The sequence below is a fragment of the Exiguobacterium sp. SL-10 genome, from assembly GCF_004337025.1.
Taxonomy (GTDB): domain Bacteria; phylum Bacillota; class Bacilli; order Exiguobacteriales; family Exiguobacteriaceae; genus Exiguobacterium.
In genome coordinates this window covers 157,649-176,602 of sequence record NZ_SJUP01000001.1, presented here as the reverse complement: position 1 = coordinate 176,602, position 18,954 = coordinate 157,649, and the positions used below count along the sequence as shown (strand labels likewise).

Genomic DNA, 18,954 nt, shown 5'->3' with positions numbered 1-18,954 from the left:
GAGAAGCGCTTTATTCATTTAGTTACCGAGCAATTCATCCATTTTCGCTTTCGCGTCATACGCGAGCGCATGGTCCGGTTGCAACTCGAGCACACGCTCAAGCTCGGCGTACGTCTTGTCTTGTTCACCGAGGAACGCGTAGGCGATCGCCAAGTTGTAGCGGGCGTCTGTATGGCTCGCGTCGAGGTCGAGCGTATGCTCGAGCGCTTCGACGGCCAAGTCGAGCTGTTCGTTCTGTGCGAGCGCGAGCCCGTGCTGGAATGAAATCTCGACGTCTTCCGGTGCCTGCTTCATCGCTTCACGGAGACGTGGCAACGCCCGGACGAAGTCGCCCATCGCCTTGTACGTCAAACCGAGCATGAAATGCAGGTCGGCGTCATCCATCCCGGCAAGGAGCGCCTGACGAAGCGATGCCTCGGCCAAGTCGAGCTGTTCGAGCTCATAGGCGAGCGCACCTTTCGCATAATGGGCCGCGCCGAACGCGTTGTCGAGTTCGAGTGCTTTGTCGTAAAAGACGACAGCCCGTTCATGGTCACCGATTGCTTGCAAGAGCGTGCCCATATTGACGTAACCGGTCGGGTCCGTCGGGTTCGCCTCGATGGCAGCGTTGAACTGCTTGGCAGCTTGTTCGAACTCACCTTCTTGCATCGCTTGGATGCCTAATTCGTTTGCGTTCATCCTCATCACCTCATCCGATATAGTCGAGTCGTTTTCCGTTTCGATACGCTTCGTCAATCGTCGCACCGCCGAGGCAGATGTCGCCGTCATAGAAGACGACCGCCTGGCCTGGCGTGATTGCACGTTGTGGCTCATCAAATTTGACGAGCACTTCGCCATTTTCAAGTGGTGCGATCGTCACAGGCACGTCTTGTTGACGGTAGCGGAATTTCGCCGTCGCCCGGAACTCCCCTGTTGGGACGGCGCCTGTCCATGACAGTTTCGATGCGAGCAACGCGTCCGAATAGAGCGCGTCGTGATGGAACCCTTGGCAGACGTACAAAATATTTTCTTCGACGTTTTTGCCGACGACGAACCATGGGTCCCCGTCGCCGCCGATGCCGAGGCCGTGGCGTTGACCGAGCGTGTAATACATGAGCCCGTCATGGTTTCCTTTTTGTTCTCCATCGAGCGTCTGCATGATGCCTGGTTGTGACGGCAAATACTCCGAGAGGAACTCTTTGAAGTTGCGCTCTCCGATGAAGCAGATGCCCGTCGAATCTTTTTTCTTCGCTGTCGCGAGTCCCGCTTCTTCAGCGATGACACGGACGTCTTTTTTGTCCATGTGTCCGATTGGGAACATCGTCCGCGCGAGTTGATCTTGTGACAATTGGTTCAAGAAGTACGTTTGGTCTTTATTGTCATCTTTCCCACGCAAGAGTCGATGCTCACCGTCGACGTACTCGACCCGTGCATAATGTCCGGTCGCAACGAAGTCGGCCCCGAGGCGTAGTGCGTGATCAAGGAACGCTTTGAATTTGATTTCCTTGTTACACATGACGTCCGGATTCGGCGTCCGTCCGAGGCGGTACTCGGCCAAGAAATATTCGAAGACGCGATCCCAATATTCTTTCTCGAAGTTGACCGCATAATACGGAATTCCGATTTGGTTCGCGACCGCGATGACGTCTTCATAGTCTTCCGTCGCCGTACAGACACCGTTTTCGTCCGTATCATCCCAGTTTTTCATAAAGATTCCGATGACGTTATAGCCCTGCTCTTTGAGCAAATGGGCCGTCACCGATGAATCGACGCCACCTGACATCCCGACGACGACCGTCGTCTCGGCAGGGGCTTTTGTGCGTAAGTTCATGTTTTATCTCACTCCGTTCGTGAATGTCGAGACGACTTCAGAAAGTCGTTCGGCGAGCCGCTCCACGTCTTCGACCGAGTTACCGTGTCCAAAGCTGATGCGGACGGACTGTTTCGTCCGGTCCGACGTCCCAAACATCGCCGTCAATACGTGTGACGGCTCAATCGACCCGGCCGTACAGGCACTGCCGCTCGAGATGGCGAAGCCACGCATGTCCATCATGATGAGGAACGGTTCGAGCTCGATGCCCGGGAGATACAAGTTGACGATGTGCGGCAAGCGGTTCGCCCCGTTCACGTCATACTCGACTCCGAGTTCATCGAGTCGCCCGAAGAGCGCCTCAGCCATCTGTTGGTAGACGTTCACCCGTTCGGCCCGTTCGATTTTGGCCAGTTCGGCTGCTTGTTGGAACCCGACGGCACCCGGGACGTTTTCCGTGCCGGCTCGACGTTTCCGTTCTTGTTGTCCTCCAAAAGAACGCGTCGCTAATTTTACACCTGTTTTTATAAAAAGAAAACCGATACCTTTCGGGCCATTGATTTTATGGGCCGAGGCCGACAATAAATCGATACCGAGCACCTTGACGTCAATCGTTTCCGTACCGAGCGCTTGGACAGCGTCCGTATGGAAATAAGCCTGATGGTCGGCGAGAAGCGCTCCGATTTGTTCAATCGGCTGAATCGTGCCGACCTCATTGTTTCCGTACATGACCGAGACGAGGATCGTGTCGTCTCGAAGCGCATCGCGGACGGACTCAAGCGTCACCGCACCCGTCTCATCGACATCGAGATACGTCACGTCGAAACCTTCCCGTTCGAGTTGCTCCATCGCGTGCAAGACGGCGTGATGCTCGATTTTCGTCGTGATCACATGTTTGCCTTTATGTTGATTCGCGTACACCGTACCAAACAATGCGTAATTGTCCGACTCGGTCCCACCCGACGTGAAGACGATCTCGTTCGGGGTCGCCCCGATCCACGTGGCAAGTGTCCGGCGCGAAGCGTCTAACGCGGCGCGAGCCGTCCGGCCGATGCCGTGGATGCTTGACGGGTTCCCGTATTGCTCGAGCAAATAGGGTGTCATCGCTTCGAGCACTTCGGCGCGCATCGGCGTCGTTGCGGCATGATCAAAGTAATTCATGTTCATTCACCTCACCTTTAAATATAGAACATATAGCCGTCTGAATCTTCTTCAGCGAGATCGGCAAGTGTCGTCTCTTCGAGCACTTTCTCGATCGCGGCTTTGATTTTATCCCAAAGCTTCCGTTTCACGGCATCGTCCGCTTCCGAGTCTTCGACGATCATGAGCGGCCCTTCGAGCAGGCGGATGATTTCCCCTGCCGTGATGTCTGTCGCCGGTTTGACGAGCTGATAACCGCCGTACGCCCCACGGACGCTCTTGACGAGTCCGCCATTGCGGAGTGGACCGATCAACTGTTCTAAGTAATGTTCCGGCAAGTCGTGACGGGCCGCGATCTTTTTCAGGCTGAGCGGTTTATTGTCCGTTTCCCGGGCCAATGCGATCATGATCGTCAATCCATAACGACCTTTTGTAGATATTTTCATCTTCATGTCTCCTTCTGCTATACTAATCGAACAAACGTTTGTCGAAAGGAATGTGTACGTATGAGTGATTTATTTCAGCAATCGAATAGCGGCCCGCTCGCCAACCGGATGCGGCCTGAAACGTTAGACGAAGTCATCGGTCAACGCCACATCATCGGCGAAGGCAAGTTGTTGCGCCGGGCCATCGAGGCCGACCGCCTCGGCACGATTATCTTGTACGGACCGCCGGGAACGGGCAAGACGACGCTCGCCCGCGTCATTTCGAATTATACGAAAGCGACGTTCGTCCAATTGAACGCCGTCACGGCCAAACTCGATGAGCTCAGAAGCGTCATCCGTGAGGCCGAGTCCCGGTTCGACTTTGAACAAGAACGAACGATTTTATTTTTAGACGAGATTCATCGTTTCAATAAACTGCAACAAGACGCGTTGCTCCCGGCACTCGAGGCCGGCAAGCTCATCTTGATCGGGGCGACGACCGAAAACCCGAGTTTTGAGGTCAACGCGGCGTTATTATCGCGCGCGACCGTGTTTCGGCTCGAACCGCCTGGACCAGACGAACTGCGCGTCGTCTTGGAGCGAGCCTTGTCCGACAAGAAAGGACTCGGCAATTATCCGGTCAAGATTGAAGAAGCCGCCGTGGACCATTATATCAAAATGGCGGACGGTGACTACCGTGTATTGTTGAACGCGCTCGAACTGGCCGTGTTGACGACACCTGAAGTCGACGGGGCAATCGAGATCACGCTCGAAGTCGCCGAAGAGTCGATTCAACAAAAGGCGATCAAATACGACAAGACGGGTGATCGACATTACGACGTCATCTCGGCGTTCATCAAGTCGATCCGTGGTTCTGACCCGGATGCGGCCCTATACTGGCTCGCGGTCATGATTGAGGCCGGCGAATCGCCGCGCTTTATCATGCGCCGTCTCTACGTGCATGCGGCCGAGGATATCGGTCTTAGCGACCCGAACGCGCTCGTCATCGTCGATGCCGCCGCTCGCGCGAGCGAACATGTGGGCTTCCCGGAAGCACGCATCCCGATGGCCCAGGCCGTCCTTTATCTCGCGACGGCACCAAAGTCGAATGCGGTCATCACCGCCATCGACAAGGCGATGCATCACGTCCGCACGGTCGAAGGCGGTCCGGTCCCGGTCCATCTCCGCGATGCGCACAGCCCGGGTGCCCGCGAGCTCGGCAACGGCGCCGGTTACAAATACCCGCACGACGAGAAAGACGGGTACGTCCCGCAAAACTATTGGCCGGAGAACTTGGCCCGGAAACGTCCTAAATATTATACGCCGACGAGCCGTGGCTTCGAGCAACAGCTCCAAAAACGGCTCGACTATTGGGAAAAACGACGCTGACTCTTTTGAGCCGGCGTCGTTTTTTCATTTCTGGATGCGGTTGATCTCGACACCCGCTGTCTCGAGCATTTGATTGATGACATAGCCGGCAGCGACGAGCCCTGCGACCGACGGGACGAACGCGTTCGAACTCGGTGGCATCTTGGCTTTACGGATCGGGGCGTCTTTTTTGCCGACGACCTCGTTCACATCTTCGCGTGTCACGATCGGTGACTCGTCGGAGAAGACGACCGGAACGCCTTTATGGATGCGCTCTTTGCGGAGACGCGTCCGGACCATCTTCGCGATCGGGTCATACGTCGTGTCCTTGATGTCGACGACTTTGATACGCGTCGGGTCCATCTTGTTGGCCATACCCATGCTTGAGATGACCGGGATGCCCCGGCGTTTGCACTCGACAATCAAATGAATCTTATAGATGATCGTATCCGAGGCGTCGATGACGAAATCAAGGTCTTGGGCGAAGAACTCTTCAAACGTCTCTTCTGTATAAAACATTTTTAGTTTGACGAGTTCGAGCTCTGGGTTGATATCGAGGAGACGTGTTCCCATCGCCTCGACTTTCGGTTGCCCGACCGTCGACAAGAGCGCATGGATTTGGCGGTTGACGTTCGTGATGTCGATGTCGTCCTTATCGACGAGGACGATGCGTCCGACACCGCTCCGGGCGAGTGCTTCGGCCGCGAACGAACCGACACCGCCGACACCGAGGATGGCGACCGTCTTTCCTTTTAATGCTTCTAAACCTTCTTGACCGATGGCTAACTCATTACGTGAAAACTGGTGTAACATACTCTTCCTCCAAATTAATTCTATTTTCTCACACTATTTTACTCGGAATTATAATCAAAAAAAAGACGTCTAGCGACGTTTTACAAATAAAATCGATGGGGCCCGGAGTGCCGTGACGATGCCCTGCTTTTGAACCTGCTTAAGCAGGTGGGTGACCTAGCGTCCCCTTCACAAGTCCTCCTGCACGTGATGAGGCAGTTGATCTGGATGGCAGTTCGGTCTCCCGTATTCAAAGTGTTGGCTCAAAATAACGAAGGCGGCTCTCGTACACCTCAGGTATCCCATCTGTTGACCTTACTATAGCACTGTCTGTAAAAAGAAGTCAATCAGAAACGCTGACTTTGCATGACAGTTTCGTCACAACCAGCTGTTACGAAACGCACCAGTCGGGTCGTACGTATCTTGTTGTCGCGCGATGTTGAAACGGCGATCTCGTGAGTCGTTGCCGACACCTGCCTGGTACGCCCAATTACCGGTATTGCTCGCCACGTCATAGTCGATGAGCATCGATTCGAAATAGGACGCACCGATGCGCCAGTCTTGTCCGAGTTCTTTTGCGAAGTAACTCGCGACAATTTGACGGCCCCGGTTCGACATCCACCCCGTCTCATTTAATTCACGCATGAACGCATCGACGAAATCAACGCCCGTCTCACCCGCTTGCCAACGTGCGATGACGTCCTCATCGACGCGCCATGTCTTCGATTTCGAACGGATGCCTTGGGCGCGGAACAGTCGTTTGCCTTGCTCGAGTGCGACCCATTGAAAGAACTCGCGCCAGAGCAGTTCAAAATAGAGCCAATACGTCGACTCGTTCGACCCGTTCCCCCGCTCATGCGCCTCTAGGTCAGACAGGATACGGCGCGGTGACAATGAGCCGTTGGCGAGGTAAGCCGACAGCTTCGACGAGTCGTCAACCCCGAAGCCGTTCCGTGTCTCTTTATACGTCCGGACCGGGCCTGCCAAATACACGGCGAGACGCTCCCGCCCGGCCAGTTCCCCTCCTTTGAACGGGAACGCGGACCGTTCGTCCAATTGCTTGCGCTCATAGGCGACCGGAAAATTGACAGGACACGGAAGGCCTTCACTCGACCGCTCAATCAATCGTTCTGGACGCGCCTTTTGTTCCATCGCCTTGCGGAACTCGGTAAACAGAAATGGCAGTTTCTCGAACGGAACCTCTTCCCGTGGATAGAGCGTGAATCCGTCGAACGCCTGACGTTCGCCTTGCCACGCGGACACGACCTCTTGTTCGCGCAGCCGTTCGTTATAACCGATCGACCGTTGGAACAACAGCCGGTCGGTCAAGTCGAGTACGTCGAGCGGATGGCCGACATGGACGAACAGTGGAATACCGAGCGCTGTGAGCGAACCGGCCAAGTCGTCGAGTGACTCGTTCAAAAATTGGAGCCGCCGTGGTCCTAGCGAGGTATGTCCGAATCGGTTCTCCGAGAGCTCATCTTCGCGGATGAAGTAATGCCCTTCAATCGTATCCTCGTGCCGGAGCGCCTCCTCGAGCGGACGATGGTCGTCGACCCGTAAATCGTTTTGATACCAGATAATCGTCTTCATTGATTTCGCCTCCTGACCTCATTATGGGTCATAGATGCTGGTCATACATAAGATGAAGCTGTCCAAAATATGTTTTCAATTCCGCAACGGGTGGAATATACATCATTAGAAACAGAAAGGGGTGCAGCAACATGGCTAGAAAAGGTAAATTCGGTACACTCATTAAAGTCGCGACGGCGGTCGCACCGTTCGTCTACGATTACTATAAAAAGAACAAAGCAAAAAAAGCATCGACACCTAAAAAGTGAGCAAAGCGCTTCGGACTTCGTCCGAGGCGTTTTTTTCTTCCGTTGAAACCAGATATGATATGATGATGGAACATTTTAGGGAATCGAGGCGACCATCATGCACGCGGTATGGGTACAATCTTTACGAATCAGTTTGAAGTGGGCGTTATTCATGAGTGGTCTGTTCCTGCTCGCCCTCGGGTCGTCGATGATGATCACGGCCGACCTCGGCGTCTCGACGTGGGACGTGCTCCATCTCGGCCTCGCCCGCCATACTCCGATCTCTGTCGGGACGATCATTTTGCTCGTCGGTCTTTTGCTCGTCCTCTGCAAGTACATACTGGACCGGATCCGACCCCAGTTCGGGACGCTTGTCAACGCCGTCTTCGTCGGGGTGTTCATGAACTTGATCCTCGACCATCATTGGTTGCCGCAGCTTGACGGCATCGCGCTCAATATCGCCTGGCTCATTCTTGGCATCTTCGTCATCGGCATGGGTGCCGGTTTGTACGTCGCCATCGGTTACGGGGCCGGCCCACGGGACGGATTAACACTCGCCTTGGCCGACCGCTTCAACACGTCGGTCCGCATGATGCGGACGTGGATGGAACTAACGGCTTGCTTGATCGGCTGGATACTTGGTGGACCGGTCTTCTTCGGAACGGTACTGTCGATCTTTTTGATCGGCCCGTTCTTCCAGTTTTGGCTCGAACAGTTCCGGCGCCTCGTCTCGGTCATCGACCGGGCGAAGGTCGTGGCATAAAAAGAGAGGAAATCGGACAAAGTCCGGTCTCCTCTCTTTTCGTTATGGGACGAGTACGATTTTTCCGAACTTGCCTCGTTGCTTGAAGTATGTCTGCGCGTCCCTTGCCTCAACGAGCGGGAACGTCCGATCGATGATGGGGCGAATCTTCTCGGCTTCAATCGCCTCGAGCATCGCTTGGAACTCGGACCGTGTGCCGAGCACGGAGCCGTACATGGTGATATGTTTCAAATACATCGTCCGAAAATCGAGGTGGGTCTGTTGTCCCCCGGCCGAACCAGAGATGCAGAACTTGCCCCCGTTCTTTAGCACCTCGAGCGATGTTGCGAACAAGGCGTCACCGACGACATCAAGTACGGCATCGACCGGTCCTCCGTTCGTCTCCAGAATCTCATCGGCAAGCGTCTCGGACCGGTATGAAAAGACATGACTCGCCCCGAGCTCTTTCAGCTTCGCTTCATCTTTCAAGTCACCGACGACGGCGAACACGTTCGCGCCATGCACATTCGCCGCGATTTGAACGTTGAACGACCCGACCCCGCCGCTCGCACCGGTGACGACGATCGTCTGCCCCGGCTGAATCTCAATCTGTTCGTTCATATGCCACGCCGTCAACCCGCTCACCGTGAAGACGGCGCTATCGACAAAACTGTCGAGCGGCATGTCGTAGCAGAGCGTGGCCGGCCAAGCGACGTATTCGGCATAGCCGCCGTCGTATTCGGAGCCGATGAACGACATATCGTCAGCGATATGCTCTTCTCCGCCCGCTCCGCTCGACGTGAACGGGAACAAAATGACACGACGGCCCACCATCGTCTCCTCGACCCCACTGCCGACCTCCACGACTTCGCCCGTGATATCGGAACCCGGGATCCGTGGAAACTGGACCCCTTCCGGTCGCCAGCCGGACTCTTTGTCCGTCCCATACGCGCCTTCTCGCATCCATATCTCTGTATTGTTGACCCCGCACGCCTTCACGCGCACGAGCACTTCTCCTTGTTTCGGGCTCGGAATCGGAACATCGACGACTTGTAATTGATCGACGTCACCATAACCGATGACCTGTACAGCTTTCATCAATTGTTTTCCTCCTCATTACAATCATTCCTTGTCTATACCCCACTCACACACAACAGCCACCAAAAATCTGGTGGCTGTTCGACGTTTATAGTTGTTGGCGTCTGAGCAATCCGGCGAACACGCCGCCTTTTGTGCTCAATTCATCGTGCGTCCCGTCCTCGACGATGCCGTCAGCGGTGACGACGAGGATACGGTCGGCATTTTTCACCGTCGCCAAGCGGTGCGCGATAATGAGCGTCGTCCGGTCGGCCGCGAGCTCATTGAGCGAGTCTTGAATGATCGCTTCCGTCTCCGTATCGAGCGCGGACGTTGCCTCATCTAAAATCAAAATCGGTGGGTTCTTCAAGAACATCCGGGCGATGGCGATCCGTTGTTTCTGTCCGCCCGACAGTTTCAAGCCGCGCTCCCCGATTTGTGTATCGAGACCGTACTGCAATTCGTCGACGAGCGAGTTCAAATGCGCCTTCTCGACCGCATGAAGGATTTCTTCGTCCGTCGCGTCCAATTTCCCGTAAGCGATATTCTCACGGAGCGTTCCCGCGAACAAGAACACATCCTGTTGCACGATGCCGATTTGACGGCGCAGGCTCTCTTTCGTCATATTGCGGATGTCCATGCCGTCAATCGTGATGGCACCGCTCGTCACGTCATAGAAACGCGGGATGAGCGAACAAATCGTCGTCTTCCCGGCTCCGCTCGTCCCGACGAGGGCGACCGTCGTACCCGACTTGATGTCGAGGTCGATGTCGGTCAACACTTGCCGATAGTCCGAGTAGCCGAACGAGACGTTTTGGAAGGCGATATCGCCTTTCAGCGTCGTGACGTCGACGGCGTCCGGACGGTTCTCGATGTCCGGTGCCTCGTCAAGCAGCTGCGTGAATCGTTTAAAGCCGGCCATCCCTTTCGGGTACATCTCGAGAAGCGCCGTGATTTTCTCGATCGGCTTGATCAGCAAGTTCATATAGAGGATGAACCCGACGAGCTGCCCGTAAGACAGTTGCCCTTGATACGTCAAATAGGCACCATAGACAAGGACGAGCAACGTCATGAGCCGCGTCGTGATGTAAATCCCGGCGAGCGACTTACTCATGACCCGGTACGCCTCGATTTTCGAACCACGGTAGAAGTTGTTATCTTTCTGGAAGCGGTTGATTTCGAACGTCTCGTTCGTGAACGACTGGACGACGCGCGCTCCAGAGACGCTGTCCTCGACGCGGGCGTTCACTTCGCCGATGTTTGTGTACATTTTTTGCCACGCCTTATTCATGTTTTTGTTGGCATACGTGATCATGATGACGAGGAACGGGACGGCGACGACCGTCACGAGCGCGAGTTGCGGGTCGATCGAGAACATGATCCCGAACGCACCGAGGAGCGTCATGATGGCGATGAAGAAATCTTCAGGCCCGTGGTGCGCCACTTCGCCGATATCGAACAAGTCGTTCGTCACCCGACTCATCAAATGGCCGGTCTTATGGTTGTCAAAGAAACGGAACGATTGTTTGTGGATATGGGTGAACAGCTCTTCTCGCATATCGGTCTCGATATTGATCCCGAGCTTATGTCCCCAATAGTTGACGACGTACTGCATCATCATGGCAAGTATGTAAAGGATGAGCAAGCCGATGCTGATAATGATAATCCAGTTCCATTCCCCACCCGGCAACAGGTCATCGATGAACCATTGCACGGCGAGCGGAAACCCGAGCTCGAGCAGGCCGACGAGGATGGCGAACGAGAAATCGAGGATGAATAACTTCTTATGTGGACGGTAATAACTAAAAAAACGTGACATCATGTCGTTTCCCCCTTCTAAACAAATAGTTTACGCCTTTTTGCAGGAAGTGGAAAACGGGAAGCACGTCTTTTTCAATCTTTTTTCAAGCAGGGTATAATAGAGTTAAGGAGTGATTCATATGAACGTACAAATTACAGAACGCGCGAAAGAGCGCATTAACGCCTTAAAAGGCGACCGTGACGGACAGATGCACTTGTTTTATGAGACGGAAGGTTGCGGCTGCGGCAATAGCGGCATCTTCGAGATTCGCTACGTGACCGAGACGACGCCTGAAGACGTCGAGATCGACTCGAACGTCGGTCCGATCCTCATCAAAAACTGGACGAAGATTTTTTTAGACGAAGACATGATCATCGACTACCGAGACGATAAACGGTCACTCGTCTTGAAAAGCAACGGCCAAGTGTTCAACTCGAACTTGCTCGTGACCGACGGGACCGGTTGCCAGTTGAACGTGCCGAGCGCATGAAACAAGCGTTACGAGACCATCCGAGCCTATGGCTATTGTTCATCTTCAGCTTCGGGCTCGGCCTATTCGGCATCTATCTCGCTTTCACCGATTCTGTCTATACGATGACGGCGGTAATCGCCTCGTTGTTCGCGTTCGGATTTGCGCTTCAACAAACAAGCAAACACATGGATAATTAAGGAAAAAAAGGCATTTCTCTTAATTCGGCATGATACAATCTTGAAAAGGAGGATGGATCATGTGGTTCAAAAATAAATTTCTTAACTATCCTACAGCGATTTGGGGCGTCTTCATCACCGGGGTTTGGGTTTGGTTCAGTATGCGTTTTCAAGATAACCTATCTTCATTTTTTGTAAACTTCACGTATATTGGCTTTGGCCTTGCTATCATTCTTTTCGTAGTGGTCGTGACAATGTCAAGGAAATCTAAAACTAGTATTGATCGGACGAACCGTTAGAGTTGTTTTTATCAACAACTAAGAGAAGCTGTCGTTCTATCTGTTCGACCCTTCTTTTTTAATACATACGATTGGGGGAACGTGATATTGAAACGCTATATGATTCACTGCCAAGACATCGATGTCCGCGTCACCGAATGGGGCGAGCGTGACAAACCCGTCATCTTTTGTTTGCACGGTCTCGGCAGTACAGCACTCAGTTTCATCGAAGTCGCGGACAAATTGAAATATGACTTCCGCATCCTCGCGATTGATGCACCGGGTCATGGGATGTCCCAATCTTTCCTTGATGACCATTCATATGACTTCCCGCGTTTTTGTGAGTGGCTGAATCAAGTGCTCGACATGCTCAATGTGAATCGTTTTTATTTCCTCTCCCATTCCTGGGGGTCTTTCATTCACCTCTACTATTTGATTGATCAAGGTCACCGTGTCGACGGCTCCATCTTAATTGATGGCGGGTATCAAAGCAAAAGACTTCGCGGAGATTCTCCTGAAAACGAAGCTGCATTTTACGAGAAAGACTTTGAGGACTTTTGTGAGTCATGGGACGAATTCGAATCAATTGCAGTATACGATGGCATATCGAGACGGTCCCCACTTTTAGACTTGGCCGCTCAAGATCTAGCCTTGCACTATAACAATCGCTACTATTGGCACGCGAGAGGTAAAACCGGTGCAGCCATCATTCGATCGATGTATCGTGACGAAGTGCTCGAGTTTTTGAGCCAGGTGCAATCAAACTCGATGATCCTGTTGCGGGCGACGCTTCCGGAATCGGATGAGCCTTTTAAAATCGATGCATCGAGTCAGTTCGCTGAATTGACCGGTGCGACCGTAAAAGCCATCCCACTAGCATCTCACATGCTACATTGGGAAAATCCAGATCGTGTCGTTCAAGAAATCAAAGAAAACTGGGTCACATCTGTCTCATTGTAAGCAAAAGGAGGTTCGCCGCGGCGAACCTCCTTTTGCTTACTTATTTCTTCTCTTTCACCGCTGTCCGAATCGACAACTCTTGGAGTTGTGCGTCTGCGACCGGGCTTGGTGCTTGCGTCAACAGACAGCTCGCCGACGCCGTTTTCGGAAAGGCGATCGTGTCACGAAGGTTCGAACGACCCGCGAGGATCATGACGAGACGGTCGAGACCGAGCGCGATACCCGCGTGCGGCGGTGTGCCGTATTCGAACGCTTCGAGCAAGAAGCCGAACTGGTCGACTGCTTCTTGTTCTGTGAAGCCGAGCAATTTGAACATGCGCTCTTGAATGTCACGCTCATAAATCCGTTGCGATCCGCCGCCGAGCTCATACCCGTTCAAGACGAGGTCATAGGCGAGGGCGCGTACGCTCGCCGGGTCCGTCTCAAGCAAGTGGAGGTCGTCACGGTTTGGCATCGTGAACGGGTGGTGGTTGGCGTAGAAACGGCCGTCTTCTTCTTCGAACGTGACGAGCGGGAAGTCCGTCACCCAAAGGAAGTTGAACTTCGACTCGTCGATGAGCCCGAGCTCATGACCAAGTTTGACGCGAAGTGCGCCGAGGCTGTCGGCGACGACAGTCGGTTTTGACGCCACGAAGAGGAGCAGGTCGCCCGCTTCTGCGTTCGTCGCGTCCATCAACTTCTGCGCATACGTCTCGTCGAAGAACTTGGCGATCGGTCCGTTCAAGCCTTCTGGCGTCACTTTGAGCCAAGCGAGACCTTTCGCACCGTATACGGCCGTGAATTCTTGAAGCTTGTCGATGTCTTTACGCGAGAACTTGTCCGCCTCGCCTTTGACGTTGATCGCTTTCACTTGTCCGTTTGACTCGAGGGCCATATCGAACACTTTGAAGCCGGCACCTGTGACAGCGTCCGCGACGTCGATGAGTTCGAGACCGAAACGTGTGTCCGGTTTGTCTGAACCGAAACGACGCATCGCTTCCGCGTGTGTCATCCGCTCGAACTTAGCAGGCGTGTCGGTGCGACCGAGCGTCGCTTCCATCACTTGCGCCATCATCGATTCCATCATCGTCATCAAGTCTTCGACGTCCATGAAGCTCGTCTCGATGTCGACTTGTGTGAATTCCGGTTGACGGTCGGCCCGAAGGTCTTCGTCACGGAAGCAGCGTGCGATTTGGAAGTAACGATCGAATCCGGCCACCATGAGGAGTTGTTTGAACAACTGCGGTGATTGCGGGAGCGCATAGAATTCGCCGCCGTGGACACGGCTCGGGACGAGATAGTCACGCGCGCCTTCTGGTGTCGACTTCGTCAAAATCGGTGTCTCGACTTCGAGGAACTCCTCTTCCGTCAAGAAGTTACGGATCGTGTTCGATGCCTTCGAACGGAGACGGAACGTCTCTTGGAGCGCCGGACGACGGAGGTCGAGGTAACGGTATTTGAGACGGAGGTCTTCTGATACGTTCTCGGCCTCGTCGCCGATTGGAATCGGTGTCATCTTCGCCGCGTTCAAGATGTTGATTTCAGAGGCGATGACTTCGATGTTTCCGGTCGGCATGTTCGGGTTCTTATTCTCACGCTCGAGGACGGTCCCTTTAATATCGAGTACGTATTCGCTGCGGATCGACTCGGCGAGCTTGTGCACCGCTTCGTTTTCCGGGCGAACGACGACTTGGACGATACCTGTGCGGTCACGAAGGTCGATGAAGATGAGGCCTCCGAGGTCGCGACGTTTTTGGACCCATCCTTTCAATTGTACGTCTTGACCGATCAGTGACTCTGTCACGCGGCCATTCATATGTGTGCGTCCGATCATTGTCCTGCTCCTTCCGATAGTTCACGAATTTTGTCTGCGACGGCCGAGAGTGGCACGTCGACTTGTTCCCCGGTCGCCATGACCTTAAGGGATGCCGAGCCGCGTTCGACTTCATCGTCTCCGAGGATGACGGTGAACTTCGCGTTCAAACGGTCGGCTTGTTTGAATTGTCCTTTGAACTTGCGGCCGAGATAGTCACGGTCCGCCTTGAAGCCTTCGATGCGAAGCAGTTGCAACAAGCGTGTCGCCGTCACTTCGACTTCCGTCCCGCCTTGGGCGACGACGAAGACGTCAAGTCCCGTTTCGAGTGATGGGAGCACCCCTTCGTTCTCGAGAGCGAGGATGAGACGCTCGAGCCCGATCCCGAAACCGATGCCCGGCATGTCCGGTCCACCGATGTCTTGGACGAGACCGTTATAGCGTCCACCGCCGCATAGTGTCGTGATGGCGCCGAAGCCTTCTGCTTCCGACATGATCTCGAACGCCGTGTGCGTGTAGTAGTCGAGACCACGGACGAGCGTCGGGTCGACCACGTAGGCGACGCCGAGCGCATCCAAGTGCGCGAGTACTTTTTCGAAGTACGTCTTCGACTCTTCGTTCAAGAAGTCGAGAATCGAAGGTGCCGATTTCATCGACGGGTGGTCGCGATCGATTTTGCAATCGAGGACGCGAAGCGGGTTCTGATGAAGCCGCGTCTGGCAATCTTGGCAAAGTTCGTGTTGGACCGGCTCAAAGTGGCGGATGAGCGCTTCGCGGTGAGCGTTGCGGCTCTCGGCGTCACCGAGCGAGTTGACGACGACTTTGATTTTTTTGAGGCCGAACGATTTGTAAATCGTGTAGGCGAGGCTGATCACTTCCGCGTCGACGGCCGGGTCGCTGCTGCCGATCGCCTCGACACCGTATTGGTGCAATTGGCGGAAGCGTCCTTTTTGTGGACGCTCGTAGCGGAACATCGGTCCCATGTAATACAATTTCGTCGGCTGGTCGGGGCTACCGAACAGCTTGTTCGTGACGAAAGCGCGGACGACCGAGGCCGTTCCTTCTGGACGGAGCGTATACTCGTCCTTGCCTTTCTTGACGAGCGTGAACATCTCTTTTTGGACGATGTCCGTCGTCTCGCCGACGCTGCGTGTGAACAGGTCGGTCGTTTCAAAAATCGGGGTACGAATCTCTTTATAGTTGTAACGGGCGCTAATGTCGCGTAGTTTCTCTTCGACATACTGCCACGTCTCGACCGTGCCCGGAAGCAGGTCTTGTGTGCCGCGTGGTGCTTTCATCCAATTTCCCTCCTTAGAATACAAAAAGGCCCTCGTCCGCAAAGGGACGAGAGCCTGTTAAAGTTTCCCGTGGTACCACCCTCGTTGCAGAGCCAATACTTGAAACTCTGCCACTCGAAATCGGTTAACGCCCGATGAAACGGCTCCCCCTACTAAAAGTTCAAGGAAGCACCTCCAAAGTGTCGTTCGGGTCATCATCCAGTCGATGCTTTCAGCCTCGGCATCGCTCTCTTTGCTGGTGGGGTGACCGTACTCTTCTTTATCGTAGGTGTTAGGTTATATGATTCATGATGCCGAATCTCGCCCGCTTCTGTCAAGCGTTTTTTTCGAGCATGAGCGTGACCGGTCCATCATTGACGAGCGCGACATCCATCATCGCCCCAAACTTCCCGGTCTCGACGACGAGACCGTGCGTCCGTAAACGATCGTTGAACTTCTCATAAAGTCGTTCCGCGATGTCCGGCTTCGCCGCTTGCGTGAATGCGGGACGGCGGCCTTTTTGCGTGTCCCCGTAAAGCGTGAACTGCGACACGGACAACACTTTGCCGTCGACGTCTTGAATCGATAAGTTCATCTTCTCGTCCGCGTCCTCGAAGACACGAAGTCCGGCCACCTTATCGGCGAGCCAGTTCACTTCCGTCTCGGTGTCCTCGTGGGTCACCCCGACGAGGAGCAGATAGCCGGCCTCGATTTGACCGATCGTCTCCTCATCGACGGTAACGGACGCTTCTTTCACTCGTTGCAACAATACACGCACTGATATCTTCCTTTCGTTACGTCATCATGACTCGGCTGACCGAATACACGTCCGAGATTTGCTTAATCCGGTCGACGACTTTTTGCAGATGGTTCACGTTCGGAATCGAGATCGTCATCGAGATACGAGCTTGTTTGTTCTGGTCCCCGCGTCCGCTGACGGCAACGATGTTCGTGTTCGTCGCCGAGACGGCTTGGAGCACGTCGTTCAAGAGCCCTGAACGGTCGTATCCGGTGATCTCGATATCGACGTTATAGTTCTTCTCTTTCGCCTGACCGACTTCCCACTCGACCGTGAGGAGCCGCTCCGGATGCTGCTCATTGATGATGTTCAAGCAGTCCTTCCGGTGAATCGACACGCCGCGTCCGCGCGTGATATACCCGACGATTTCGTCGCCCGGTACTGGATTACAGCAACGGCTCATGCGGATGAGCATGTTGTCGATCCCTTTCACCGAGACGCCGGCCTCTGCCGTCTTCTTCTTCGGTGACTGACTGACTTTCAATTCGTTGATCGCATCCGACAACTCGAGTTTCGGCTCTTTGCGCTGCTTCTCCGTCAACTTATGGGCGACTTGGGCGGCCGTGATGCCATGATAGCCGACCGCGGCGTACATCTCTTCCTCGTTCCCGAAGTTGAACTTCTCGACGACGACGGCGAGCGACTGGTCATCAATCACTTCTTTCGGCTCAAAGCCAAGCTTCTTGATTTCGACGTCGACGAGTTCTTTGCCTTTCTCGACGTTCTCTTCACGCTGTTGGCGCTTGAACCATTGGCGAATCTTGTTCTTCGCCTGACTCGAGACGGCGAGTTTGAGCCAGTCCTTGCTCGGTCCATAGCTATGTTTCGACGTGATGATTTCGATGATGTCACCTGTCTCGAGTTTATGGTCGAGCGGCACCATCCGTCCGTTCACTTTTGCGCCCGTCATCCGGTGACCGATCTCGGTATGGATGCGGTAGGCGTAATCGATCGGGACCGAGCCTTTCGGCAACTCGAAAACGTCCCCTTTCGGTGTGAAGACGTAGAGCATGTCGCTAAAGAAATCGACTTTGAGCGACTCCATGAACTCTTCGGCGTCGGTCGTATCTTTTTGCAACTCTAAAATTTCGCGAAGGTGGGCGATTTTCTCATCGAATCCGTTCGTCGCGACGTTCTTTCCTTCTTTATACGCCCAGTGCGCTGCAATCCCGAACTCGGCGATGAAGTGCATGTCCTTCGTCCGGATTTGCACTTCGAGCGGCTCACCCTTCGGTCCGATCACCGTCGTGTGGAGCGATTGATACATGTTCGGTTTCGGCATGGCGATATAATCTTTGAATCGGCCTGGCATCGGCTTGTATTGCGTGTGGATAATGCCGAGGACCGCGTAGCAGTCACGAATCGAATCAACGATGATCCGGACCGCCATCAAGTCATAAATTTCATTGAACTCTTTCTTATGCTTCACCATCTTGTTGTAAATCGAGTAAATATGCTTCGGGCGGCCGTTGACGTCGGCTTCAATGCTCACATCCTCAAGGACGGCGTTCACTTCTGTGATGACCGATGTGACGAGCGCTTCCCGTTCGGTGCGTTTCTGTTTCATCATCGAGACGATCTTGTAGTATTGCTGCGGGTTGATATAACGTAACGAGATATCCTCGAGCTCCCATTTGATCGTCGAAATCCCCATCCGATGGGCAAGCGGTGCGAAGATCTCGAGCGTTTCTTCCGCCTTTTGAACTTGTTTCTCTTTTGGCATGTGTTGAAGCGTCCGCATATTATGCAGACGGTCGGCGAGTTTGATCAAAATGACGCGCACATCTTCTGCCATCGCGATAATCATCTTGCGGTGATTTTCGGCGAGTTCTTCTTTTTTCGATTTATATTTGATTTTACCGAGTTTCGTCACCCCATCGACGAGCATAGCCACCTCGACCCCAAACTCGTCAGCGAGCTGTTTGAGCGTGATGTCCGTGTCTTCAACGACATCGTGAAGAAGCGCACCGATAATCGTCGTCGCGTCTAACCCGATATCAACGAGAATACCGGCCACTTGGACCGGATGCAGAATGTAGGGTTCGCCGGAACGTCGGAACTGACCGGTATGATGCAGTTTGGCGTATTCGTAAGCGCGTCTCACTTCGGCAATCTCGTCTTCACCCATATACTCCCCGAGCGCGTCGAGAAGGTCCTCAATACTTACGATTTGTTTTTTGGTCATAACATTCGACACCCTTTTTCTTACCGCTCCAATCGACTCGGACAAGTCGAAGCATGGTAGT

Annotated in this window: 17 protein-coding genes, 1 other RNA gene and 1 other annotated feature; of the genes, 5 read left to right on the top strand and 13 right to left on the bottom strand. The window is 53.9% G+C overall.

Going from position 1 to position 18,954, the window contains the following annotated elements:
- Positions 1-18: 18 nt before the first annotated feature.
- Genes EVJ33_RS00865 through cymR form a run of 4 tightly spaced genes read right to left on the bottom strand, consistent with a single transcriptional unit; the run spans position 19 to position 3,375 of the window.
- Entirely contained in the window at positions 19-678 is a 660-nt protein-coding gene (locus EVJ33_RS00865) for a tetratricopeptide repeat protein (protein WP_131433609.1), read from the bottom strand.
- 10 nt (positions 679-688) lie between these two features.
- Positions 689-1,810 (bottom strand): tRNA 2-thiouridine(34) synthase MnmA, encoded by a 1,122-nt coding sequence (gene mnmA / locus EVJ33_RS00860; protein WP_131433607.1) that lies wholly within the window; start codon positions 1,808-1,810, stop codon positions 689-691.
- A gap of 3 nt (positions 1,811-1,813) precedes the next feature.
- Positions 1,814-2,956, bottom strand: coding sequence for a cysteine desulfurase family protein (locus tag EVJ33_RS00855; RefSeq protein ID WP_201739643.1), 1,143 nt, complete (start codon positions 2,954-2,956; stop codon positions 1,814-1,816).
- 11 nt (positions 2,957-2,967) lie between these two features.
- Positions 2,968-3,375 (bottom strand): cysteine metabolism transcriptional regulator CymR, encoded by a 408-nt coding sequence (gene cymR, locus EVJ33_RS00850; RefSeq protein ID WP_131433603.1) that lies wholly within the window; start codon positions 3,373-3,375, stop codon positions 2,968-2,970.
- 60 nt (positions 3,376-3,435) lie between these two features.
- Here cymR and EVJ33_RS00845 point away from each other — a divergent pair, with 60 nt between their 5' ends.
- Positions 3,436-4,743: a replication-associated recombination protein A gene (locus EVJ33_RS00845; RefSeq protein ID WP_131433601.1), complete on the top strand. Its 1,308-nt coding sequence runs from the start codon at positions 3,436-3,438 to the stop codon at positions 4,741-4,743.
- A gap of 24 nt (positions 4,744-4,767) precedes the next feature.
- Here EVJ33_RS00845 and EVJ33_RS00840 read toward each other — a convergent pair whose 3' ends face one another.
- From EVJ33_RS00840 to EVJ33_RS00830, 3 genes are all read right to left on the bottom strand, one after another.
- The gene (locus EVJ33_RS00840) at positions 4,768-5,535 is read right to left on the bottom strand and encodes a tRNA threonylcarbamoyladenosine dehydratase (RefSeq protein WP_021066918.1); all 768 of its coding nucleotides are present in this window, start codon (positions 5,533-5,535) and stop codon (positions 4,768-4,770) included.
- A 95-nt stretch (positions 5,536-5,630) separates the two neighbouring features.
- Positions 5,631-5,817: non-coding RNA, 6S RNA (gene ssrS / locus EVJ33_RS00835), on the bottom strand.
- A 75-nt stretch (positions 5,818-5,892) separates the two neighbouring features.
- Complete coding sequence (locus EVJ33_RS00830) at positions 5,893-7,107, bottom strand: DASH family cryptochrome (protein ID WP_131433599.1); 1,215 nt, start codon at positions 7,105-7,107, stop codon at positions 5,893-5,895.
- A 345-nt stretch (positions 7,108-7,452) separates the two neighbouring features.
- Between EVJ33_RS00830 and EVJ33_RS00825 the strand changes: the two genes are divergently transcribed.
- Positions 7,453-8,097 carry a YczE/YyaS/YitT family protein gene (locus EVJ33_RS00825; RefSeq protein ID WP_131433597.1) on the top strand — a complete coding sequence of 215 codons (645 nt, stop codon included), beginning with the start codon at positions 7,453-7,455 and terminating at the stop codon, positions 8,095-8,097.
- A 42-nt stretch (positions 8,098-8,139) separates the two neighbouring features.
- Here the strand turns inward: EVJ33_RS00825 and EVJ33_RS00820 are convergent, their stop codons facing one another.
- Together EVJ33_RS00820 and EVJ33_RS00815 are read right to left on the bottom strand one after the other, a co-directional pair.
- Positions 8,140-9,174, bottom strand: coding sequence for a zinc-binding dehydrogenase (locus EVJ33_RS00820; protein ID WP_131433595.1), 1,035 nt, complete (start codon positions 9,172-9,174; stop codon positions 8,140-8,142).
- A gap of 88 nt (positions 9,175-9,262) precedes the next feature.
- Positions 9,263-10,975, bottom strand: coding sequence for an ABC transporter ATP-binding protein (locus tag EVJ33_RS00815; protein WP_131433593.1), 1,713 nt, complete (start codon positions 10,973-10,975; stop codon positions 9,263-9,265).
- 118 nt (positions 10,976-11,093) lie between these two features.
- Here EVJ33_RS00815 and EVJ33_RS00810 point away from each other — a divergent pair, with 118 nt between their 5' ends.
- The 3 genes from EVJ33_RS00810 to EVJ33_RS00800 all read left to right on the top strand — a co-directional run bounded on the left by EVJ33_RS00810 (position 11,094) and on the right by EVJ33_RS00800 (position 12,840).
- Entirely contained in the window at positions 11,094-11,444 is a 351-nt protein-coding gene (locus tag EVJ33_RS00810; RefSeq protein WP_131433591.1) for an iron-sulfur cluster biosynthesis family protein, read from the top strand.
- Positions 11,441-11,623 carry a hypothetical protein gene (locus tag EVJ33_RS00805; protein WP_161566884.1) on the top strand — a complete coding sequence of 61 codons (183 nt, stop codon included), beginning with the start codon at positions 11,441-11,443 and terminating at the stop codon, positions 11,621-11,623. The genes EVJ33_RS00810 and EVJ33_RS00805 overlap by 4 nt, the downstream gene beginning before the upstream one ends.
- A gap of 359 nt (positions 11,624-11,982) precedes the next feature.
- A complete protein-coding gene (locus EVJ33_RS00800; protein WP_330857548.1) occupies positions 11,983-12,840 on the top strand; it encodes an alpha/beta fold hydrolase in 858 nt (285 codons plus the stop codon).
- Between the two features lie 40 nt (positions 12,841-12,880).
- Here EVJ33_RS00800 and aspS read toward each other — a convergent pair whose 3' ends face one another.
- The 4 genes from aspS to EVJ33_RS00780 all read right to left on the bottom strand — a co-directional run bounded on the left by aspS (position 12,881) and on the right by EVJ33_RS00780 (position 18,893).
- Positions 12,881-14,653, bottom strand: a complete 1,773-nt coding sequence (gene aspS, locus EVJ33_RS00795) for an aspartate--tRNA ligase (RefSeq protein WP_131433585.1) — start codon at positions 14,651-14,653, stop codon at positions 12,881-12,883.
- Positions 14,650-15,930, bottom strand: a complete 1,281-nt coding sequence (gene hisS, locus EVJ33_RS00790) for a histidine--tRNA ligase (RefSeq protein WP_131433583.1) — start codon at positions 15,928-15,930, stop codon at positions 14,650-14,652. Before hisS ends, aspS begins: the two co-directional genes overlap by 4 nt.
- Before the next feature lie 39 nt (positions 15,931-15,969).
- Positions 15,970-16,205, bottom strand: a binding site (T-box leader).
- A gap of 38 nt (positions 16,206-16,243) precedes the next feature.
- Complete coding sequence (dtd, locus tag EVJ33_RS00785; RefSeq protein ID WP_131433581.1) at positions 16,244-16,687, bottom strand: D-aminoacyl-tRNA deacylase; 444 nt, start codon at positions 16,685-16,687, stop codon at positions 16,244-16,246.
- Between the two features lie 16 nt (positions 16,688-16,703).
- Positions 16,704-18,893: a RelA/SpoT family protein gene (locus EVJ33_RS00780; RefSeq protein ID WP_131433579.1), complete on the bottom strand. Its 2,190-nt coding sequence runs from the start codon at positions 18,891-18,893 to the stop codon at positions 16,704-16,706.
- Between the last annotated feature and the right edge of the window lie 61 nt (positions 18,894-18,954).